This window comes from Mesonia phycicola (genome assembly GCF_900141885.1).
Taxonomy (GTDB): Bacteria; Bacteroidota; Bacteroidia; order Flavobacteriales; family Flavobacteriaceae; genus Mesonia; species Mesonia phycicola.
In genome coordinates, this window is sequence record NZ_FQYY01000001.1 from 338,909 (window position 1) to 363,077 (window position 24,169).

The 24,169-nt window shown below is 30.7% G+C and carries 19 protein-coding genes; 2 read left to right on the top strand and 17 right to left on the bottom strand.

What is annotated here, in order from left to right:
• Nucleotides 1–94: 94 nt before the first annotated feature.
• Nucleotides 95–3,406, bottom strand: coding sequence for a T9SS type A sorting domain-containing protein (locus BUC03_RS01590; RefSeq protein ID WP_073147556.1), 3,312 nt, complete (start codon nt 3,404–3,406; stop codon nt 95–97).
• Between the two features lie 255 nt (nt 3,407–3,661).
• A complete protein-coding gene (locus BUC03_RS01595; protein WP_073147558.1) occupies nt 3,662–4,414 on the bottom strand; it encodes a CDP-alcohol phosphatidyltransferase family protein in 753 nt (250 codons plus the stop codon).
• A 126-nt stretch (nt 4,415–4,540) separates the two neighbouring features.
• Between BUC03_RS01595 and BUC03_RS01600 the strand changes: the two genes are divergently transcribed.
• The gene (locus BUC03_RS01600) at nt 4,541–5,617 is read left to right on the top strand and encodes a putative type IX sorting system protein PorV2 (RefSeq protein WP_073147560.1); all 1,077 of its coding nucleotides are present in this window, start codon (nt 4,541–4,543) and stop codon (nt 5,615–5,617) included.
• Between the two features lie 67 nt (nt 5,618–5,684).
• Complete coding sequence (lnt, locus tag BUC03_RS01605) at nt 5,685–7,268, top strand: apolipoprotein N-acyltransferase (protein WP_073147562.1); 1,584 nt, start codon at nt 5,685–5,687, stop codon at nt 7,266–7,268.
• A 57-nt stretch (nt 7,269–7,325) separates the two neighbouring features.
• On the opposite strand, the gene BUC03_RS01610 is transcribed toward lnt, so the two are convergent.
• The 15 genes from BUC03_RS01610 to BUC03_RS01680 form a co-directional block, all read right to left on the bottom strand.
• Nucleotides 7,326–8,720, bottom strand: a complete 1,395-nt coding sequence (locus BUC03_RS01610) for a sugar transferase (RefSeq protein WP_073147564.1) — start codon at nt 8,718–8,720, stop codon at nt 7,326–7,328.
• 40 nt (nt 8,721–8,760) lie between these two features.
• Complete coding sequence (locus tag BUC03_RS01615; RefSeq protein ID WP_073147566.1) at nt 8,761–9,783, bottom strand: glycosyltransferase family 4 protein; 1,023 nt, start codon at nt 9,781–9,783, stop codon at nt 8,761–8,763.
• Entirely contained in the window at nt 9,731–11,077 is a 1,347-nt protein-coding gene (locus tag BUC03_RS01620) for an O-antigen ligase family protein (RefSeq protein WP_143159119.1), read from the bottom strand. The genes BUC03_RS01615 and BUC03_RS01620 overlap by 53 nt, the downstream gene beginning before the upstream one ends.
• 45 nt (nt 11,078–11,122) lie before the next feature.
• Entirely contained in the window at nt 11,123–12,247 is a 1,125-nt protein-coding gene (locus BUC03_RS01625) for a glycosyltransferase (protein ID WP_073147570.1), read from the bottom strand.
• A complete protein-coding gene (locus BUC03_RS01630) occupies nt 12,244–13,341 on the bottom strand; it encodes a glycosyltransferase family 4 protein (RefSeq protein WP_073147572.1) in 1,098 nt (365 codons plus the stop codon). Before BUC03_RS01630 ends, BUC03_RS01625 begins: the two co-directional genes overlap by 4 nt.
• 100 nt (nt 13,342–13,441) lie before the next feature.
• Nucleotides 13,442–14,770: a glycosyltransferase family 2 protein gene (locus BUC03_RS01635; protein ID WP_073147574.1), complete on the bottom strand. Its 1,329-nt coding sequence runs from the start codon at nt 14,768–14,770 to the stop codon at nt 13,442–13,444.
• Nucleotides 14,767–15,855, bottom strand: coding sequence for a glycosyltransferase (locus tag BUC03_RS01640; RefSeq protein WP_073147576.1), 1,089 nt, complete (start codon nt 15,853–15,855; stop codon nt 14,767–14,769). The genes BUC03_RS01635 and BUC03_RS01640 overlap by 4 nt, the downstream gene beginning before the upstream one ends.
• 14 nt (nt 15,856–15,869) lie before the next feature.
• Nucleotides 15,870–16,730 carry a sulfotransferase domain-containing protein gene (locus BUC03_RS01645; protein WP_073147578.1) on the bottom strand — a complete coding sequence of 287 codons (861 nt, stop codon included), beginning with the start codon at nt 16,728–16,730 and terminating at the stop codon, nt 15,870–15,872.
• Nucleotides 16,730–17,620, bottom strand: a complete 891-nt coding sequence (locus tag BUC03_RS01650) for a hypothetical protein (protein WP_073147580.1) — start codon at nt 17,618–17,620, stop codon at nt 16,730–16,732. The genes BUC03_RS01645 and BUC03_RS01650 overlap by 1 nt, the downstream gene beginning before the upstream one ends.
• Nucleotides 17,621–17,622: 2 nt before the next feature.
• Entirely contained in the window at nt 17,623–19,050 is a 1,428-nt protein-coding gene (locus tag BUC03_RS01655) for an MBOAT family O-acyltransferase (protein ID WP_073147582.1), read from the bottom strand.
• A gap of 2 nt (nt 19,051–19,052) precedes the next feature.
• Nucleotides 19,053–20,219, bottom strand: coding sequence for a glycosyltransferase family 4 protein (locus BUC03_RS01660; protein WP_073147584.1), 1,167 nt, complete (start codon nt 20,217–20,219; stop codon nt 19,053–19,055).
• Nucleotides 20,216–21,064 (bottom strand): sulfotransferase family protein, encoded by an 849-nt coding sequence (locus BUC03_RS01665; protein WP_073147586.1) that lies wholly within the window; start codon nt 21,062–21,064, stop codon nt 20,216–20,218. Before BUC03_RS01665 ends, BUC03_RS01660 begins: the two co-directional genes overlap by 4 nt.
• Before the next feature lie 4 nt (nt 21,065–21,068).
• A complete protein-coding gene (locus tag BUC03_RS01670) occupies nt 21,069–22,157 on the bottom strand; it encodes a glycosyltransferase family 4 protein (protein WP_073147587.1) in 1,089 nt (362 codons plus the stop codon).
• Nucleotides 22,147–23,541: an asparagine synthase-related protein gene (locus BUC03_RS01675; RefSeq protein WP_073147589.1), complete on the bottom strand. Its 1,395-nt coding sequence runs from the start codon at nt 23,539–23,541 to the stop codon at nt 22,147–22,149. The genes BUC03_RS01670 and BUC03_RS01675 overlap by 11 nt, the downstream gene beginning before the upstream one ends.
• A 75-nt stretch (nt 23,542–23,616) precedes the next feature.
• Nucleotides 23,617–24,153: a serine acetyltransferase gene (locus tag BUC03_RS01680; RefSeq protein ID WP_200799117.1), complete on the bottom strand. Its 537-nt coding sequence runs from the start codon at nt 24,151–24,153 to the stop codon at nt 23,617–23,619.
• Nucleotides 24,154–24,169: the final 16 nt, after the last annotated feature.

Below are 24,169 nucleotides of genomic sequence, written 5' to 3' on the forward strand. Positions count from 1 at the left end.
TGTAATAACAATAGCACCTAAATTTTACGGAAATAGAGATAAAAAAATCCTTTTACGTACATAAAAGGATTTTGGTTGAATAGAATTGTGGGGATTATTCAACAACTAATTTTTTGGTATAGCTAATATTTTCATTTTCAACTTTTACTAGATATACTCCAGAAGAAAAAGTATTTGTAGGTAAAGTTAATTTTCCTTCTTCAAAGGTTTCTGCAGTTTCATAAACTTGTTGACCTAGTATACTATAAACTTTTACGGTTAAATCTTTTGATATATTGATATCTGAAATAGAAATATTTACATAACCTTCACTTGTTGGGTTAGGGTATAAACTTAAATTATTATTTATAAGGTAATCTTCTGTCCCAAGTGTTTCTTCTTCAAATACAATTTTAAACCTATTTGAAGCCACGCTTTCATCTACACTAGCATCTACTTGAAAAGATATAAAATTTTCAACGCCAGGTTTAAGTGCTATATATTTATCTAAATAGCTATCATACAAATACCCTACAAAACCATTAAATACAGGAACATCTATTAAGTAAACATAGTTGGTATTACGATAAGTAGCATTAAAAAATTCAATTTCATCTCCCGCTTTTACTAAAGCTCTGTTCTCGATGCTTAAAAGATTATCGCTATTAGAAATAGCTAACATTTCATCTAAATTGTAAAACTTAACAGCATCATAATCATCTACACTATTTGAAAATTGATCAGAAAAATTAACTATAAATCCATCTGCTGCAGCTTCTCCATTTTGGTAAGCATCTGCTTCAAATAAACTTACTTGTAATTTATATGTATTGTCATCTGATACACTGTAAGTAGTTGTAGTAACAGTAGTTTCTCTTTTTAATTCTTCTGTAAAATTTATGTAAGGGTAACTACTACTCCCATTTACCTCTACAAAAGCTGCTTGCCAAGGCTGTAAATATTTATTAGCTGTAGAACTTGACATGTTGCTTGAGTTTAAGTTAGCATCTATTGTAACAAAAGCCCCTCTTGTGTTTTGCGTAGGATCCCATACATAAAAAAACTGCTTATTAATTCCTCCTGAATTTTGCAATAATTGCTGTACATCTACCGCTGCTTGGTAGGGATTACCTATTAACTCAAATGTACCAGCAGTAGCCTCCATTTGGTCGTATATAAAGAAACCTGTAGCTAACTCTCCTACAGCCTTTAAAATAGTAGGCTGTGGTGTGGTAGAATTACTTGTTACATCAATACTTCTATCTCCTCTAATCAACATTCTATAAGGCACCCCTGCTTCTAATTTTTCTGTCAACGTATTAGATATAGTTGTCCAATTTTGGGTAGCATTATCAAATTTGTACAAAGATGGATTTCCTGATGGAGTAGCATCTAAACCATTAGCTCCTATTGTTGAACCTGTGATATGCGTTCCAAATCCTGGATTAGGATTTAAATTATCTGCCTCTGTTATACCTGTATTATTTACACCTTCTTGCCAGTTATCATGAATTGATGTTGATGTATTTACAGAAGAGGTTACAAATCTAAAAGCTCTTCTTGCTGGCATATATCTTTCTACCGTAACATTTCCTAAAATAGAACCATTGGTGATAGGAGCAACTATAGCGGTTTTATTTAAATCACTTTTAAAAGTTAGATGATCTTGCGTATCAAAAACACCATTACTTAAACGTAAAATTCCTGTTAGGTTTAAATCTCCTTCTAACAAAACACCTTCTCCTGTATTAGCTATAGTAAGATTATCTATTGTATTATTAAAAAAAATATCTGAAGGTATTACTTGCTTTTTTTCTCCATTAAGAATCAATTTTGATGCAAGACCATTCGCAATAATTTTAGAATTAACAACATGGATATCTTCTGAAATTGAAATTGTATAACCATTAAGGTTCAAGTTTTTTGTAGAAGTATTTTTATAACTATTTACTACAATATCTTGTGGCAATACTAAATCATTTACTGCATTTTCATCAAAATATAAATTATAGCCTTCTGATGGATCTGGAAAGCTTCCACGTAAAATACCTGTGTTATCTACCCAATTACTAATATTAGTCCAACTAGAGTTATTATTACCAGACCAATAAATATCTCTTACTTCTTTTATTTCTTTGATGTAAGGATTTTGAATAGAATTACCACTCAAATCTTCTACATTACCGTATATCCACAAATAATTGTTATTAGAAGTTAAATCTATAGACTTATTAAATGTAAATACCAAAATATTATCTGTTCCCGTTTTTAAAGTGGCAGACATAAGCGGACTACTAATAGAGTTGGTAAACGAGCTACTTCTAATAGAAGTATTATTTGCAATGTTAGCTATAGACGCTACAGAAAGGGCTTCACTAAAAGCTACCTCTATTGTAGTATCTGTAGTAGCGGTAACATACGTAACAAAAGGAGAATCTGTGTACATATTATTATACCCTACCACGTCTCCGTAAATATCTATTGTAGTTCCTGCTAAATGTGTGTAACTTCCTTGATTGTCAAAATCTCCAGATATTGTTAAAGGCAAATCACCTTCTACCACATTTCCCGAGGTAATCAAGACATTATAAAAACTACCTGTAGACCCAGATTTACCTGTACCATTATTGCCTATAGTAATATTACCATCTAAAACAGTATTACTTTCACCAGCATCAAAAGATCCCCAATAAAAGGTTATATCATCATGAAAAATAAGAGATCCGTTACTTGCCGTAAAATAAGAATTAAACAATGTAGATCCATAAATCTCAATTTGACCTTGATTTAAGTCAAAACTAGAATTACCTGTAAAATTTGCATCTTCAGTAATACTAATTGTTCCTGTACCTGCATCAAAATCAGAAAATCCTAAAATATTTACAGAACCATATATTGATAAATTTGAAGCGTTTAAAGAAAAATCACTTGTTCCAGACATATTAAATTCAACAAGACTAGTTCCTGTATTTCCAACAGTAACTTCACCTGAAATTACATTTAAATCTGCATTAGTTAATGTTACTCCATCTTTAAACTGTAAACTCCCTCCATCAATACTGATTACACCATTAATTGTTGAGTCATCATTTACTATAACATCTCCATCACCTATATCTAAAGTTGCCGAATATCCTAAAGATAGTGTTTCTGTTATTTCTAACACACCTCCATTAGCTATGGTTAAAGTTTGTCCGTTACTCCCTAACTCTAACTCTTTAATAGTTACATTACCTGATAAAATTGGTTCTGATAAAAGTGGATTTATAAAATTAATTTCTACTTCTGAGTTACTAGTAGGAACACCATTAGTCCAATTTAAAAGATTAGTCCAATCAGAATTGATTAAACCGGTCCATCTAGTAGATTGTGCAGAGACAGTAAAACAAGTAAAAATTAGCGCAAATAATAATAATTGTTTTTTCATAAACTTGCATTTTTATACCAAAAGGCTTTTATATAAATAACCAAAAAGTAGTTATTTATTAATGCAAAAATAACACATACCCCCCCTTCACCCTTGAATATCAGTAAGTTTTCGATAACCTCACCAATTATTTAGACGAACAGCATATCAATGATTTTTTAATCGATAATTATTTCTTTTAATCTAAGTATTAGGTTTTATTTCACAGGGTAAATAGAGAAAAAACAAGCTCAAAAAGTAGATAATCACTTATCTTCACTGCTTATTATGATACATATTTAACAAAATTGATAACAATATATAAGTAACGATAATAATTGGCAATGCTAAATATTGAAGAAAAAGAATAGCAAGCACTGAAAAAATTAAAAATAAAAACCTAAACCAGTTTTCTTTAAAATTGAAATTTTTAAACTTTAAAGCAAATAAAGGTATTTCTACATTCAGCATAAAACAGCTTAATAAAGTAATACCCAATAAAATCCATTTATTTAAAATTAAATCTACCACCCAAAGTTCTGGCTGATATATTATTATTAATGGTAGGCTTAAAATAAAAATAGCATTTGCTGGTGTAGGTAAACCTATAAAAGAAGAAGTTTGCCTATCATCTATATTAAACTTTGCAAGTCTGTATGCAGAAGCTAAAGTGATTAAAAGACCTAACACAGCAAATAAAGGGAAACCAACCTCTACAATAGAAGTTGACAACCAATCTACAGGTAAGACACTATTAAAACCTACAGACTTTTTCATTAACTGAAACATAACTATGCCAGGAGCCAGACCACTAGTTACCATATCTGCTAGAGAGTCTAACTGCAAACCTAATTCACTTTGTACTTTTAAGCTTCTTGCTGCTAACCCATCAAAAAAATCAAAAAATATACCCAAACCAACAAATATAGCAGCCCCCACTAAGTTATTTTGCATTGCTAAAATTACAGCTGTACAACCTGAAAGTAAATTAAATAGGGTTATAATATTAGGTACTTGTCTCTTTAACATGGGTTATTTTTTTAGATGTAAATGTACAAAACTTGCAGAAAGACATAAATAGTAAAGACAATATATAACAAGAATAAAAGTTTATATTATAAATTAATTAAGATATTTGCCAAAATTTAAAAGTCGGTGAACCGTAAATTACTATTATTCTTTATTTTTTTAGGGCCCTCTCTCTTTGCTCAAACCTTAGCAAAATACTCTAATGAGTTTTTAAACATTGGAGTAGATGCTGCTGCTTTTGGTATGGCTAATTCTGTAGTAGCAACAAGTGACGATGTTAACTCCGCATACTGGAACCCCGCTGGCCTAATGAATTTAGAAGACAATGAGGTTTCTTTAATGCACTCTAGTTATTTTGCAAACATTGCTAATTATGATTATTTAGCGGGAGCAATGCCTATAGATGATAGAAGTACGGTTGCTTTTAGCGTAATTAGATTTGGTGTAGATAATATTATGAACACTACCCAATTAATTGACCAAAACGGACAAATAAACTATGACAATATCACCTACTTTTCTGCTGCAGATTATGCGTTCACATTATCTTATGCCAGAAATTTATTACTTGTAGATGGTTTTAGTTACGGAGTAAATGCAAAAGTGATAAGAAGAATTATTGGAGATTTTGCTACTTCTTGGGGGGTAGGCTTTGACGCCGGATTTCAATACAAAACCGACAGAAGCGGCTGGGTATTTGGTGCTATGGCTAGAGATATCACTACCACTTATAATACGTGGACTATAGATGAAGAAGAATATAGTACTGTACAAGAAGCCATAGAAGGAGAAAACCAAGAATTACCAGAAACTACAGAAATTACTATCCCAAAACTACAACTAGGGATTGCTAAAACATTTACGGTTAGATACGATTTTGATATTAAAACAGAACTAGACCTACATATGCGTTTTGCAGAGACTAACGATATTTTTTCATCTTCAGCTATTAGCGTAACCCCTTCTTTCGGTTTTGAGGTTGGCTATATTGATTTAGTTTATTTACGTGGCGGGGTTGGTAATTTTCAAAACGTAGAACAATTTGATAATACTACAGAAGTTGGCTTTCAGCCAGGGTTTGGAATTGGTTTTAAATACAAAGGCATTCATTTAGACTATGCTTTTACAGATATAGGCGACCAAAGTGTTGCTCTTTATTCTAACGTATTCTCTTTAAAATTAGATTGGACCTTATTCCGATAACTTTTTTCATGCTTAGCCTCTTCTTTGAATTAAGTTTTTCTAAATTTGAAACTCTAATTCTGTTTATATGAAGAATTTTTTATTAGCATTAACAAGTGGTTTACTTTTAGCCGCAGGATGGCCTACTTATGGTTTTCCCTTATTACTGTTTTTTGCTTTTGTACCTTTACTTTTTGCTGAATTTAATTTAAGAAACAAAAACAGTAAAGTAGGCTCAAAAGTATTTCTTGTAGCTTACCTAACTTTCTTCATCTGGAATATTATTACCACCAATTGGTTATTTTACTCTACTCCTTTCGGAATGTGGTTTGCAGTACTAGCCAATAGTTTATTAATGTCATTGGTGTTTTTTATATATCATAAAATAGCTAAAAAAGTAAACTTTACTGCTGGCGCAACTTTTTTAATCTGTTTATGGATGTGTTTTGAAAAAATGCACCTCAACTGGGAGTTTTCTTGGCCTTGGCTTAATTTAGGTAACGGATTTTCAGAATATTTTAAATGGATACAATGGTATGAGTTTACCGGTACTTTTGGAGGTACACTTTGGGTTTGGCTTGTAAACATCAGTATATTTAAAACAGTTTTGCTTTACACCCAACACAAAGACAAAGCTATTATTTACCGCGGTATTTTAAAAAACAGTTTATTCATTATAACCCCAATTATAGTTTCTTTTATTTTATTTTATTCTGAAGAAGAAAAAACTTCTACTACAATGGAAGTTGTAATTCTACAACCAAACATTAATCCGTACACCGAAAAATACAATACTAACGACCGAAAAATTGGACAATTATTAAACAAATTAACCGAAGATAAAATTACAGATTCTACCAAATTAGTAGTTGCACCAGAAACTGTTTTTGCAAATGGTACAAAAATTAATGATTTTAAAAACTCTACAGCATATCATTACGGGAAACAAATCAACATCAATCATCCACAAGCTAATTTTTTAGGTGGTATTTCTTTTGCTGAATTATTTTCAGATGAAAATAAAATTGGTCCACAGTCTAATTATTACAAAGAAGGGCTTTGGTATAATGATTACAATTCTGCTTTCTTGTTAAATAATGAAAAAGAACAGATTTATCATAAATCTAAACTAGTAGTAGGGGTAGAAAACTTCCCTTATCAATCTACTTTAAAACCTATTTTAGGAGATGCTATGATAGATTTAGGAGGTACGGTAGCTATGAAAACTACGCAAGAAGATCGAGCTGTTTTTCTGCTAAATTCTGGAGAAAAAGTAGCCCCTGTAATTTGTTATGAATCTGTTTATGGAGAGTATGTTACTAACTATGTGAAAAATGGCGCTCAACTTTTAGCTATTATTACAAATGATGCTTGGTGGGGTAACACACAAGGGCACCAACAACATTTAAGCTATGCTAGACTAAGAGCCATAGAAAACAGAAAAAACGTAGTAAGAAGTGCTAATACGGGTATTTCTGCGGTTATCAATTCTAAAGGTGAAATTTTAGATTCTTTAGCGTATGAAGAGCAAGGAAGTTTAAAAGCGAATGTTAACCTTAACAATATACAGACATTTTATGTAAGATTTGGAGATTATTTACCTAGAATAGCACAATTTTTAGCTTTGTTTATTTTCTTATTTGCACTAACCAGAAGAAGAAATCAAGTATAATAAAAGATAGAAAAGCTATATTTTCTATGATTTTGAGAAGAATTATGCCAGTATTAATTACTGCCCTCTAAAAAAGATAACAGTACTTAAAGTCTTCAAAATAATTCTTAAGTCTAAGAAAAGCCCTCTCTTTTTAATGTAGTATAAATCATACTGAAGTTTATGCAAACTATCTTGCACTGTAGAACCGTAACTAATACTCACCTGCGCCCAACCAGTTAAACCAGGTTTAATTACATGTCTAATTTCATAAAAAGGAATCTCTTTAGCTAGTTCTTTTACAAAAACAGGTCTTTCTGGCCTTGGCCCAATTAAACTCATATCTCCACTCAGCACATTGTAAAACTGCGGAATTTCATCTAGCCTAGTTTTTCTTAAAAATTTACCAAACTTTGTAATTCTAGCATCGTTTGCTTGCGCCCATTGCGCTCCAGAGGCTTCAGCATTGGTAACCATTGTACGAAGTTTAACTATTTTAAAATGCTCTCCGTGCCTACCTACTCTTATTTGACTATAAAATAAAGGCCCTCGGTTACCTAATAAATTTCCTATAAAAACAAATGGAAGTAATAATGAGCCTAGTGTTAAACCAACTACAGAAAATACTAAATCGTAAATACGATGAAAAAATAAATATAGTTTATTGTGGTTACTTCTACTAAAAGGGAAATATTTGTAAAAATCTTCTTGTAATCTAGAAACTGGAATTTTACTGGTTAACTCTTCATAAACCTGATCATATTCTCTTATAGAAAAACCTACCTCTAAAAGATCTATTAAAACATCATATAAATGTTTTTCCATCCCTGTAGAGTAACCTGTAGAGACAACTATTTCACCAATATGCTCTTTCTTAATAAATTCTTTTAATTCTTCTACTCTTACTTTTTTTATAACACGCTCCCCTTCTGTTAATTGGTTAGGGTCTCTAGTATCGATATATCCTGCTACAATGTAATTAGGATCGGCTTTTTCTAACTCTGTTGCTATATTATTAATATTGAATGAATCTCCTACCACCACCACTTTTTTGTAAAACCTAGGAGATGAAATAAATCTAATATAGGCAAACCTCCATAAGATTAACATTCCTAAAAATGTAAAGTAAAAAACAACAATCTGAAATCTATTTGCTGGTAATAGCGGCGTATAAAAAGGAGTTAACAAATAGAACAAAACCGTAACAGAGCTTGCTAAAACTAGATTTTTAAAGACTTTTAAATAACTATTCGTTTTTTGTAAATTATATAACTCAAAAATGGTACAAAAAATAGTAAGATACACTGCTAATACAATAATCCAAGCCCAGTGAGCTTGTGACACTTGAAAATAGTCAAAATCTAGAAACCTGCTTACTAACTGCAATCCTCCTAGTACAAAAACCACATCTAAAATTCTAAGCAAAATTTTACGCTCAGAAATTTCAAAATGTATTTTGGTTTTTTTCTTCATTTAGTTATATTTTACAATCTGCGAAGATAACTTTTTTCTTTTATTGTAAGACGTTATCCCACTTCTCTTTTACTACTTGCCAATCAAAATTTTCTACTTTTTTTCTAGCATTTTCTGTAATCATTTTAGTAAACTCTGGAGTCTCTATTATTTTATCTATTGCTTCTGTAAAAACATTTACATTTTCTTTTTCTACCAAAACCCCATCATATTGATTTTTTATTAAAAATGGTAAGCCTCCAACATTAGTAGAAACTACAGGTAAACCTAATGCCATTGCTTCCATCACACTTACAGGTGTGTTGTCAAAATTAGTGGTATTTATAAATATGTTATATTCTTGAGAAAGGTTTATCCAATCTTCTTTTGTTAATCTTCCTGTGTATGTAACAGGTAAGTTTTCTAAAGAAGATAGTTGCTTACACTTTTCCAAACTACCGTCTTTCTCTGGACCTACCATACATAACTCTGCAGACGGGTATTTATTTCTCAACTGCTTAAATATTTTAATAGCAAGTAAAGGATTATATAATTCACTAAATGATCTTACCCATAATAATTTGGGAGTTGTGTAATTTCTATGCTTAAACGGATAGTTTTCAATAGCTATAGTATTGGGTATAAAAGTTAATTTTTTATATCCTTGCTTTTCAAATGCAGAAATTAAATAAGTAGACGGAGCTACGTTGGTTTTTGCATTAGTAAACATTTCTTCACACCTTTTGGGAGATTTAATTAACCTATTAGGTAAATCACCTCCATGTAAAATACAGATATAAGGTAATTTTAAAAATCGTGCTATTTTAGTAGACAAGTAAGCATACCAAAAGTTTGCAGTACTGTAGGTATCTACCAATAAAACATCTACCTTTTTAGCTTTTAAAATTACCGTAAAAAGCATGTGCATTAAGCGTAATAACTTATTACTTACATCAGAAACAGATATAAGTTCGTAACCATGATGTTTAAGTTGCTCACCTAAGATTTCTACCCCTGTTAAATTGCTTCCCTTAGCCGAGAGTTTGTTGCCTAGGTAAAGTATTTTTTTTCTTTTTTTTATCATGCTTGTAAACTAAACTTAGTAAAGATAAACCGTAGATAAATCCAGGAGCTGCAATACGCATAGAAGAGTGAAATACCGTTAAAAACCAAAATATCATAAAAGAATAAAAATAAACATTTTTACGTCCTTGCAATTTGGTTATTAACGGGGAAAATAGCAGAATACATAAAGCTACAATACCAAAAAAGCCGTGTTCTGATATCATTCTACTAATTTCATTATGGGTAGGTAATGCGGTTCCTAATAACTCTAGATGATAGCTTTTTACTTTCCCTACTCCTACACCTAATATTGGACTATCCATAAAGGCCTCGTATTCTGTCAAAAACAAATCTAATCTTCCCGTAGTAATATCTTCTTTCTCTCTACCAATAGAATCTTTATTTTCATAACGGTTCCCCAGCATCCCTCCTGTTTGCACTAAAGTAAAAAACCATATCCCAAAGGTAATCCCCAAAGTACCTAATAGCTTCAAGGTTACTTTAGATTTAGTTTTTAAACCTGCCACCATATAAACAATAAAGGTAAAAGCAGCTGCCATAATTATAGCTACAAAAACTCCACCCCTAGAAAAGGTAAGTAAAGCTCGGTATGCCATAGCTACTAGAAAGAACATCATTACAAAATGTACCCACTTATTTTTATAAGGAATTAAAAATCTAGTATACAGCAAAAACACCCCTAAACCCAAAGCAGTAGATACTTGATTAGGTCCATACCCTCCAGACAAAGCTGGATTAGAGGCTGCTGATGTGGCTATTTCATCAATACTTTGTCCTGGTGTATATAAAAATATATATACCGTCATTGCTATTAATGGGTAAATTATTGCATTAAGTACTTCTAACAAATCTTGAAATTTTATTTTTCTTTCAAAACAGTAAATAGCAGAAATTGCTAATGATAAAGGACCACTTAAATTAAACATCATAGTGGTTCTAAAATTTTCTTCGTAGCCCAAGGTATTCATTGCTACAAACACACCTGGGATTAATAGAAATATATAAACTACATAAGGATATGCATTTTTTTTAAAAGCTTGATACATCATCCCAATAATTGGAAAAAACATGACCACATACTTCCCTGTTTCATAAAAAACAAGTGCCTTCGTCATTCTAAAAAAAACTTCTGCTCCTGCAAAATAGGCCGCAGCAAACAACACCTCTTTTGTTTTATTTTTACTTTTTACAATGGTATATAAAAAGTATATAAAAACTATAGGCACATAAAATTTTACTACAGGTCTATAAAAATTTGCAGCAAAGCCTAAGCCTATATGAAATAGGATCACCAATAATTGGTTGGTATTTTTCTTCTTCTTTGGTTTAATTATATATTAATTTAGTGCTAGAATTTCTGTACAAATTCTATGGTTATAATTTTCAAACGTAAAACTTTCTGAAACTTGGTAAGCTTTTATGGCTTTTTCTTTTAAAATTTCATGATTTATCTCCTCTAGTTCTTTCAGTATACTTATTAATTTTACGGAAGTAGTAGGGTTTACTATAAAACCATTCTCGGTATTAATGTACTGACCTATACTAGAAACATTAGACACTATGGGTATACAACCATAATTCATAGCCTCTGCAATTACTTTTGGGAAACCTTCTGAAGCAGTACTAGGCAATAGTAAAAAAGAAGCTTTTTTATAAATATTAAAAACCTCTGTTCTACTTAAAAACCCGTGGAATGTTGCTGGTATTTTGTGTTGATTAACTTGCTCTTTATATGCTTCTATTTTTTCACCGTTACCAATAAAATGAATATGATTCACAAACTTATGATTATCTACTGTAGAGAATGCATCTATAATTCGCTGCACTCCTTTCTCATCTTCTAGACGACCTACAAAACAAAATGTATATTTAGGCTGATAATTTTTAGAATCAATTATTTGTATCCCTTCTTTTCTTTCTTCTAATGTTAAACAAGGGTTTTCAAAAGTTAAACAATGTGCAGGTTGGTTAGGCCATTTACCGTTAATGGTTACTTTTCTATGCTGATTGATTAAAAACTTTCTTTGCAATTTATATCCCAATGGCGGATTTTCTTGACTCCAATTTCCTGCATATTTAAACCATCCCGTTTTAGTTACTCTTTGAGTTAAATACGGAATTAAATACACCCCAATACCTACTGGTGCTCTAAACTGAAAAGCATCTACTTTATTTAAAACCTCTTTGATTATTTTTAGAGTTTTAGGCAGGTTAGTTACTACCGTTAACTTCTCTTTTATGGTTTTACCTCCAGATGGCGGCAAAGCTATAAATTCTATTTTTTCTGAATTGTAAGAAATAGAGCTTGGTGGGGCTTCTTCATCATGAAAAAAAGCTACGTGATAAATTTTATCAAACCTACTTACTAAATGATTAATTTCTGTAATGGTAGGTCCCCAGCCTACTATTTCTCCATCTTTCGTTTTATAATGCTCTGTATGGGATATGATAGCTAATTTCATTGAACTACTTTTAGGTATTCTTTAATAATTTTGTCCCAAGTAAAATTACGGGTCCAATCTATGGCTTGTAAGCTATAAGAAGTATAATCACCTATTATTTCATGAATTGCTTCTAGTATTTGGTCTTCTTTTTGAGCTTCTACTAAAATCCCCGATTGGTGGTTTTTAATAGCATCTTCAATTCCGCAGCCTTTAGCTCCAATTCCTGGAAGACCGAGTGCATTTCCTTCTAAAATTGCAATTCCGAAGCCTTCTACATCTCCTTCTGCAGTATGCTCACTTAACATCATAAATATACTAGCTTGTTCTAACAAAGCCATTTTTTTTTCTTCAGAAACTCTACCGTGAAAAACTAAACAATCTTCTACCTCTAAACTCTTTGCTAGAGATACTAATTTATCTTTTGTGGTTGGTATGCCCACCATATGATAGGTAACGCTCGGAAATTTCTGTTTTATAAGTGGTAGTGCTTTTATAATATTGTGTTGGCCTTTTCTTGGAGTTACATTTCCTACGGTAATTAAATTTAGCGGAGGAATGTTTAACTGTTTAGGTGTTTGTGCATATTTAGAAATTTCAAATCCGTTAGGAATAACTGTTATATTTTGAAGTTGTAGCCCGTTAACCAAACTTTTAGTATAATTAGAAACTGCTATTAACTCATCAAATCTTTTTAAACAGAAATCTGTATATTTTTTTTGATATTTTGAAGGCAATAATACTTCACTACCGTGCAAAACTGCCACAAATTTTCTAGTAAAAAGTAGGCTTAACAAACCACCTACCCAAATAGAAAATTTACCCGAAAGTAAAATTACTTCGTTTTTTCTTGTAAGCTGCACAGCTTTCAAAATTCGATTGAGATAACTAAAAGCCAACACCTTACGCCTTTTTATTCTAAATATTTTAAATTCTTGCTGAGCATCAAATTTAACTTCTTCTTCACCTTCACCAGAACGTTGATCTGAAATTACTTGCACATCCATCTTATTCTGCTGAAAAGACTTGGCCAAATGCCACGCATGATTACCTATACCTCCTGGTTGTGGTGGAAATTCTGAGGTGATTAATAAAATTTTCTCCGTAGATTTCAATGGAATATTACCGTGTTTTTTTCGATTTCAAATTAACGCATTTTCTAAGGAATATATTCATAAATTCTAATTAACTCCTTACACAACCTCTCTGTTTTAACTATAATTTTTCAATCTTCTCCCCTTCTTTTAATTTATCTCCTGCTAACTTCCATGATTTCATTACCTGAAATAAAATTAACGGAAACAAAAACACAGATAAAACCACTCCTACTAAGAGTAACGGCTTGTTCTTTTTAAATTGATAAGGAATAATGGAAGGTGGCACTGTTTTTAGTAAAGCTAATTTAGCTTGGTGATTGCCATGATATTTTCTAAATAAATATAACACACTAGGAATAGGTCTTGGAGAAAACCATTTTTTAGTTCTAAATGCATCCCAACTTCCCATTTCTCTTAAACCACCAGAACCGACTTTTAAATGTAAACGTTTTGCGTGTGGATTAGAAATATTTAAAAAACCGTGTAAATATGCTCTTAAACCATATTCACCATCTCCCATACGTTGCTTTTCAAACTGTCTATCAAAAAGCCCTATTTGATGAAACACACTTTTTTTTAATAACACATTACCAGTATCTAATTGACTAGAGATATGCCAATAAGAATAATGATTAGGTACATCTGCTCCCACAGTAGAAATGGATACACCAGAAGAAATATCTGCCTTAAAAAAATCTAATGTTTTTATATGTTCTGTTATCCAATTACTATCTACTCTACTATCATCGTCATACAACAAAATATAATCTCCCTTAGACATTTTAATTGCACTATTTCTAGCTAACCACAATGCTTTTTCTTCTTGATGTATGGCTGTTAAATCTAGTTTCCAACCTTGATAGAACTCAGACTGATAAGGCTCTGACTGATCTACCACAATGACTTCAAAATTTTTATAATCTTGATTTTCTAAATCGATTAACACATCTTTAAGATAAGCATATCTGTTTAAAGTCGGTATAATTATAGTTATTTGAGGTCTTTGATTGATTAATTCTGAATCGAAATCATTGTAATCTTCATATTTAATGGGACTTAAATAATAATTACTTCTTTGAGCTCTTCTTCCTTTTAAATAACAAGAGATCTCTCTATAAGGATTTTTAAAGCTAAGCAATCTAATACATAATACATAGAAACACCAAATTGGATGAAAGTATTTATGTATAAAGCGGTATTCATCCTCAATTGGTAGTTTCTCAAAATGAGAGTAAGTATCATTTTGAGAGATAAACCCCTTTTGAAGAGCTTGCCATGATAAATCATATTCTGAAGCCTTATCAGAAGAAAAAGAATTATCTTTTTCTAGACTTTCTATCACTGTCAAAGGAATTTTATTAATCTTTGAAAATGCAGAAGAACCATCGTAACGAAACAACCCAAAATAATAGGCAGGCTGGAGGTATTTTAAAAATAAAAAGATCATTTACATTTTTTTAATATCAATGAAGTGTGTTTACCTATATTTTTTTTTATTTCAAAGTTTTCTGCGAAAGAATTTAAAGCCCCCAAAGAGTACTGATCCCATTTATCAAAAACTTTTCTAATCGCATTAAGTAAAGAGTACTCCTCCTCTAAGTCAAAAAACTCTCCGTTTCTTCCTTTATCTATAATTTCAACAGCTCCTTCTGTAGGTGTACAAATAATTGGAGTTCCTTCTCTTAGAGCCTCTATATTTACAAAACCAAAAGCTTCACTAAGACTTGATGAAATATGCACCATAGCTTCTGAGAAAAATTTATTTACCTCTAAATGATTCACTCTTTCGTGAAAACAAACTGAATTTTGAAGGTTTAATTCTTTAACTAGAAGCTGTAAATTGTTTTTCTCCTCCCCATTACCCACTATAAGTAATTTGTAATCTGGAAAATATTCTAAAACATTAACAAATTGTTTTATTAGGTATTGATGTCCTTTAAGTTTTATAAGGTTACCCATAATCAAAATTTGTTTTTTTCTTTCAGGATAAGGTAAATAATTAATAGAAGTACCTTCTACTAAATTCGGTAAAATAATATTATTCTTATTTTGAATATTATAATAACCAAAAATACCTTTCTTAGTACCTAAAGAGTTAGCAACAAGCAGTGTTGATAATTTATAAACAACTCCCTTTCTCTTTCTCAAGAAAAGTTCTGATTTAGAGCTTGAATTCCCAAATAAATCTACAACTGACAAAAGATAATTAACCCTATTTTTCACACCAAATAAAACTCCGGTAATATTCATAAGATTTACAGAGCCAAATGAAGAAATCAAAATATTTGGTTTATAATTGATTATATTTTTACTTAAAAATATAAAATCTTTATAAGATGTAGGCCTTCTATTTGGCCAAGTAATACATTGAATATATTTATTATCTAAGTTAACCTTTGAATGTTTATCTACAAACATTACGACACAATAACCTTTTTCTGTAAATTCTTCTGCTAATCTAAAGAAATAATCTGATCTTGCATTTCCAGGTCTTGAGGTTGAAATAAAAATATAATTACGTTTCCTAGACATGTTTACTGTAAAATTTACCAATTATTATCCTGCTCATATCCTAATTTTATAAGTTCATCTCCAGCTATATTTTTAAAAATGATTTTTTGTCTAAATTTCCAATTACCCCACTTTCTTGTAAACGTGAATTTAGATTTATCAAAATCTGGTTTCCAATTAGGTTTTGCTACTTTATTATTATCTACCCCGTAAGAGCTTCCTACTACAGGTGCCTTTAGACATTTTCTCACATTGTAATCAGAGTCATCTATCTCGTAGAAATTTAATAAATTTTTAACGCCATCAAAAGAGTCATTTAATTCCTCATATTTAAACTTTCTTAAATTAATTGTTTCTTTTACATTATTAAACATTTTTGCTTTTTCTGCCCAATCTTTAGTAAAATTTAAAAAGTTTCTTCCTGAATAATAGTTAATCCTTTTTTTTAATTTATGAGATAATTTATGCCAATTTCTTTTATCATTAGATGCTTTAATTGAAGAAATAACATTATCTCTACCATCTCTACATAATAAAACTATTTTAGCATTTGGAAAAGCTAATTGCCAAAGGTGTGTTTCTTTAACTCTTGGAGATTTTAAAAAAAGTGTTTTATTTTCATCTAAATTAAATTTATTTGTCAAAAATTTAATCCACAATTCCCCATATAACTCCATAAATGCAGGAAAATCTTCTTCTTCTACACCAGAACCAAAACTACGGTTTGCTATACTATTAAAAACTTTGTTTTTAATGCTTTCTTCTCTAAAAAGATTAAACTCTCCAGAAGAAGAAGTTGGAGGTATTGTTTGGATATCTGGATGTTGTTTTAAAGTTGTACCAACAAAATTAGTTCCACTTCTTACCCTCAATCCTAATAAAATAATAACTTTCATTAATATTTAATTTTAAAATACTCTGACAAAAGTAAGGTTGCTTTTCTTTTTCCTTCTGTGTTTATATGAATTTTATCATAAAAAAACTTCGATGATGAGAAAGAAGCAGTCAAATTTACAATATTCAACTGATTCTCAGATATTAAAAACTCTGTATTATATATCGGCGGAAAATAAACAATTAACTCCACCCCCATACGATCACAAAGGTTCTCTATTTTTTTTAAATATTCATTATCAAAATCGATTACAACTTTCTTCGATTTCTCTCCCTCTCCTTTAAAGTTATTTTTAGGATAACTATAATCTCCTTTATTATTAAACCGATTGTGTTTATTGGGTTGAAAAAGACTTACCAATGAAGGAAAAAATAACTCCACATTAAAATATGATAATCCTAAAAACGGAAAATAGGTGGTTTGACTTAATACGGGAATATTCTCTGTACTTGCCTCTAACTCTTGGTAATAATTTTGAACATAACGCTTTTTATTATACATCAAAAAACGATAATCATTATCGCTTAAACTAGATGGTTGCGTTAGGCTTGACTCTGTAGGTACTAAAATAACTTTTTGTGTAGTATGACCTGTCGCTAAAAAGTGCTGTAACATTAAATAACTATTAGGCAAACCTGTATCATCTATTGCCAAGTTGTAACCTTTTAGGCCAGTTAAAGTATCTAGTAATTCTGTATCTATTCCTGTTAATGCTGTAGAAGCTCCTAAAATTATGTAATCAACCTCTTTCTCTTTGATAGTATTTTCTACAAAAGTTGGTTTATAGAAGTTTCCCCGGCGAAGTGCCCAGAAACTTAATTCTGAAATGAAATAAGCCAATATAAGACCCACTAAAAATACTTTCAATATATAATATAAAAATTTCTTCATCTTTAAAATTGAAAATAAATAAAATCGTTTGGATTTTTAAAAACTCCTAAGAAAAGGATCATCAAAAATATAGCTATAGAACTCAAGGCTGATAATTTAACTTCTTTCTCTACTTTTTTAAACGCTTTATATTCCATTACAAAAAGCACTAAGCTGCTAAAAAAAACCACCAAACTAAACAATATCATTTTAGAACTTCCTATAAATAAATTCACGTTTAAAGAATCGAGGCTTATTATTCTTTCTATATAACGATAGGCTTGACTCCAGCTATCAGCTCTAAAAAACACCCACGCTAACATTACCATTATAAAAGTATAGAGTAAAGCCGGTATTTGGCGTAACGTCAAAGAGTTGTTATTAGGTTTTACTTTAGGTTTTTTAGTTATAAGCATAGGTAAAGACAAACATGCATGAATGCCTCCCCAAATCACAAAAGTCCAATTAGCCCCATGCCAAAGACCACTGACTAAAAATATAATAAAAATATTTCTTGCTTTAAATAAGGTAGTCCCTCTATTCCCTCCTAACGGAATATACAAATAATCACGAAACCAAGTAGATAAAGAAATATGCCATCTTCTCCAAAACTCAGGAATACTTTTTGAAAAATACGGAAATCTAAAATTAGTCATTAAATCAAATCCAAACAATCTAGCTACCCCAATTGCAATATCTGAATATCCTGAAAAATCTCCATAAATCTGTAATCCAAATAATATAGCCCCAATAGAAAGCTCTACGGAAGAGTAAGCCTCTACATTATCATAAATTTGATTTACAAAAAAAGCGCAATTATCTGCAATTACTACTTTTTTAAACATTCCCCAAAGAATAAGCGATACTCCACTTTTAGCATACTCAAAATCAAAAATTCTTTTTTCATCAAATTGAGGTAATAAATGCGCCGCTCTCTCAATAGGTCCTGCTACCAACTGCGGAAAAAATGCTACGTAGGTAGCAAATCTAAGAAAACTAGTAGTTGGTTTTAATTGCTTTCTATAAATATCTATTGTGTAACTTAATGTTTGAAAAGTATAAAAAGATATTCCTACCGGCAAGATGATAGATAGACTAGAAATATTAAAATGGATTCCTACAGTATCCCAAGCTTCTATCCAAGAATCTATAAAAAAGTTAGTATATTTAAAATAACACAGTAAGCCCAAATTAAATAATAAACTAATAGATAATAGTATTTTGCGCTGCATAATATTATCTTGTTTTGCTAAATTTAAACCTACAAGATAATCTACCAAAGTGCTCGCAAATATCAATGCTAAAAAACGATAATCCCACCAGCCATAAAATATATAACTTGCAATTAGCAATACGATATTTTGTAGTTGAAAAGATTTTTTTTGTAACCCCCAATAAAGAACAAAAACTATTGGTAAAAAAACTAAGAAAGTAAATGAGTTAAAAAGCATGCTTAATTTTTATAAAAATTAACAAACTCCTGTTGTTGTTGTTCTATATTAAAATTCTCTCTTACCCGTTTTATCGCTGCTAGAGAAATTTCTTGTTTTCTAGCAGTTGGTAAACCTACAACTTCCACAATTTTTTCGGCTAATTTATTTGTATCAAAGGGTTCTATTAACCAACCAGTTTTTTCGTGTATAATATTCTCTGCTAAAGCGCCTGTTTGAAATGCAAAACAAAGTTTACCTAATGCCTGCGCTTCTAAAACTCCATTACAAAACCCTTCACTATAAGAAGTTTGTACATAATAACTTGCTTCAGAAACTAAATTAAGAGTTAACTCATGAGACTTGCGCCCTACCAAAAAAACTTCTTTTTGTAAGCCTAATTCAAAAATATGGTAATAATATCTTTCTTTATCTTTATTTTCACCATCACCTATTACTGTCCATTCAAAATCTAAGCCTCTTGCTTTTAAGTAAGACGCTGTTTCTATTATAAAATCTATTCCCTTTATCCAACTTAACCGAGCTACAGTTACAATACTAATTTTTTGTTTTGTATTTACTATTTTTTTTTGATCAAGCTTTTGCATATTTACTGCAGGAGTAATTATTTTAACTAATGCATTTTTATTTAAACCTAAAGTATTAGCTTCTTTCACTAAATATTTAGAAATAGAATGAATTTTATCAGCATTCCTCCATAGCTTCTCATAACAATCTATATTTTTTTTAGGGTAAACATTAATATCGTATCCTCTAAAACTAACAGCCATTTTTGCTCCTATAACTTTTGCTAAAGTTTCTCTACCCAAAGCCATCGTCCCAAAACCATAATGAACCCAATCTAACTCTGCTTTTAGTAAAGGTGCATTGAAATATACTTTACTTAAAAATTTTGTTAACCCACCCTCTTTCTCTAAACGATACCACTTTAATATTCTATTGAAATAAGGTATTAATGAAATAAAAACTCGTAAAAATGAAAAAATGAAAATTATAGGATTTCTTTTTTTACTAGGAAAAATTTTTACCGGACAACTTGAATAACCTACACTATTATTTTGACAGAATAAAATTACCTCAAAACCGTGAGCTTGAAGTCCTTTTATTTTAGAATTAAAAAAAGTTTCAGAATAACTTGGTGGTTGTGCTAGTACAAGACCTATTTTCATTTAATTCTATATAAAGTGGTTTCAAATCTATCTAAAATCGTATTGATTTGTGTTAATTCTAACTGATCTAATTTTAGTTGTCCTGAACTTGATACTCTTACTTCACTTTTAGGATGAGCTTTAGTTGACGGTCTTTTATAAGCTTTTTCAATATTTTTCACTGGCTCTAAATTAAAGTCAGAACATAATTTTAAATACACATTTACATCTGCACGCAAATCTTCATGTTTAATCACAGTAGACTTATATGGATATGACTCTTGTACTTGTAGCGGAATTACATTTTCTAAACACCACCTAATAGTCAAGATTTCTGTTTCATTAAATTTAGAAACATCTTTCAAATTAAATTTAAAATGTTGATCTACTAATTCTACTAAATGATCTTGCTCAGCAAAATGACTTAGATCGTACAACCACGGAAACCTTACTCTTTGTTGAGATTTTATAACATCATATGGATTTCGGATAATATGAATTACCGGAATTTGAAAATGCTCGTTCATATATTTAGCCGATAAATTACAACGCACAAATTTAATCACAAACTTTTTAGGAATAAGCGGCCATAAGTGTCGTTTCCATTTACGATTACTACTTTGAGCTATCCAATCACAATCTACACGGTTTGCAAAAACTTTTTTCAAATAATAATTCGCCTTTACATCATTATAGTCATTAGTAAAATATTTATCACAAAGTAATTTTCCATTTTTTGTTTGAGTTTCTTGCTCTGGCTCAAACAATAAACGGTACCGATGCTGTTGAGCAATTGTTTCTGCCAACCAACTTGTTCCGCTTCTTGCCGAACCAACCACTACTACATGTTTATTGTAAATACTCATGGTATTATTTTAAAAGTTGATTATATAAATCTTCGTGTTTATTTATAAACTGTTTCATGGTAAAATTAGCCAAACAATAATCTCGTAGTTGTTGCCCTAAATTCTGACGTTCTTTTTCTGATTGTTGTTTTAATAATTTTATTCTTTCTGCTAATTGTTCAGCATTAGAAGCTTCAAATAATAAATTAGGAAAATCTTTAAGCACATAATTAATACCAGAAATATTAGAGCCTATAGTTGGAGTTGCCATACACATGGCTTCTACTAATGCCATTGGCATTCCTTCTTTTCTTCCTTTGTTAAGCGTTGGTATTACATATACATCTGCCTCTTCTAAATATGGTCTTACGTCTGGTTTTTTACCTAAAAATTCTATTTGTTTTTTTTCTGCCCCCTTATTTATAGATTTGATTAAATTTTGCGCATAATCACTTCGGGTATCTCCTACTATTTTCACTTCAATAGCATCATCATTTATTAGTTTAACGGCTTCTACAAGAACTTCTATTCCTTTAACCTCTACTAAATTAGCAACACTTACTATTTGAAATTTTTCATTTGGTTTTTTATCAAAATTTTTAGGACTATAATAATCCATATCTATTCCGAGCGGAATTAATTCTTGTTCTTTTTTCTTCGGAAAATAATGAACCATTTCATGATTAATAGTTACTATAAAGTTACTGAGGTAACTTTTTATTTTCCAATGTTTATTTCCCCAGCTCATGGCCTTTTTGGTGTACACATATTTAGCCCCACCAATTCTCGCTGCCAAAACTTCTGTCCAATCGCTACTCCAATGCCAAGAATGCACCACATCAAATTGGTGCTGTTTTATAAAAGAGGCTATTTTTTTTATTCTTAAAAATAAACTTCCGTAAGGTTTGTAAGATGTAACTACTGACTGAATAAAAATAGGAACTCCTAATTTCTCTACTTCTTTAAAAAAATCTCCTCTATTATGTTCTACCGCAATTGCAATATCAAATTTAGAACGATCTAAACCCTTCACTAAATCATACACCACTTTGCCACTCCCTGCAGTATCAAAATTCGGAATAGTATATAATACTTTAATTTTTTTATTGGTCATGATTAAACTTTTTGTTCCAAATAGACAGTGTTAACAAGATACTAACCGGATGTGAGTAAAATACATCGTCTTCATTCTTAAATTTATGATAGAATTTTTGTACTGTTTTTTGGGGAAGAAAGTTACAGAATTGTTGATCGAAAAGATATTTCTCTAACTGCTTTTCATTTTCTTCTCCTAAAAACTGAAGCTCCCAATTACGTTGGATATATTTTTTATTACTAAGTTTTTGCATCCCTCCTTTTAATTTTCTACCTATTTTAAAAGGTAGATTATAAGGCATTTTATTTAAATGGTAATTATTTAAATTAAATGGTCGCTCATCTTGCCAAGTTATTTTTGCAACTTCTGGATTTCGTTTTTGTATGTACGCAATCTGTAGTTTACGATCTGCTAAATACTCTTCTGGCACTTGACAAATAAATTCACACATCCTGTTATCATAGTATGGTAAAGTGATAGGATGTGCTTTTTTAAAAACAGAAAGATTTACAGAAGTCCATCGTGGCGCCCAAAATAAAGATTTAAAAGCTCTCATTTTAGAAGGGATATGCTCTATATCTATTTTTGCTAATAGTTCTTTTATTTTAGCATCTAAATATTCTTGAAAGTTTCCCTCTATTTGCCAGTCTTCCCAAAGTGCTTCTCCTAATGCTAAGCCTCCTTTCTTTATTACTTTTTTCTTAACTAGAGTAATAATTTCTTTTTCTGTATACTCTGCTGGTGCGCCTTTATCAAACAACACATCTCCCCAATGCCCTAAAGAGAAAACGCCTTTCATTTTCTGAAACTCTTCTAAAACCGCCATTTGACGTGGATGGGTAAACTCTGAATAGCATTGATTAATCTCTGCGAGTTCTTCTACATTCTGCCATAAATAGCTTTTAGGAATCAAGAATTTTTTAAAATCAAACTCACAAGCTTTTGCTATTTTTTCTGCAATTCCGCTTTCTGAATATCCGCCTGTAAACGAATAACTATAAGCAGTAACTTTTTTATTTAGATGTTTTAGTGCTACCGCTTGGGTACGGCTATCTAACCCTCCAGATATAGGTAAAATAGCTTGCTGATCACCTATTTGTTCTTCCACAATAGTTTCAAAAAGAGTTGTAAAATCTTCTAATGCCTCTTCAAAACTATAATTCTTTTTTGGAGTATAATGCCATTTAAAATAGGCTTTGCTATCTATTAATTGATTTGCTTCATCTACCTGATGATTACTCCCCGGAAACAGCACTTTTTTATTAGTCCAATAAGTATCTGCTCCCCAAAAAAAACCCGTAGCAGCAAACAAACAAATAGCTTTATAATCTATTGCCGTTTTATCTGAATTATTTACCAGGTTTAAATCTACTGGTATAATGGGAGTGGATATATTTTTCAAACTATATGGATATTTAAAAGTGTAAATGTAAAAAAAACAGGGTAAAACACAGGTTATTATAAAAAAGTATATCTATTAAATATAACGAATAATTTTCGCAGGATTTCCTGCTACAATACAGTTATCAGGTACATTTTTCACCACTACAGCTCCTGCACCAATTGTTACATTATGCCCAATAGTAATTTCTCCAATAATTACCACATTTGCCCCTACGGTAACATTATTACCTATAGTTGGAACTTTAGAATTATCATTAGCTTTATTACCAATAGTTAATCCGTTTCTAAACTGAAAATTTTCTCCTATTTTTTTAGCATTAATTACGCTTGCAAAAGGATGATAGCAATGAATGCCACCTGCAATTTTAGTACTTCCAAAAATTTTGCATAGGTAATCTTGGTTAACAAAAAGAGATTTAAACCTGTAGTTTTTCTTCTTTATTCTCCAAAAAAACAAAAAGGCGTATTCTGGATAATACACCATAAGATGCTCAAACTTTTTTTGAATCGTATCTTTTTTTGCTTTACATTTTCTTGCTAAAAATGTTTGCTCTATATCTTTATGTAATGTCGTATTTTGAGCTACAAATTTTACATATAGCTTTTTCAAAATCAGCTTTTTAAAT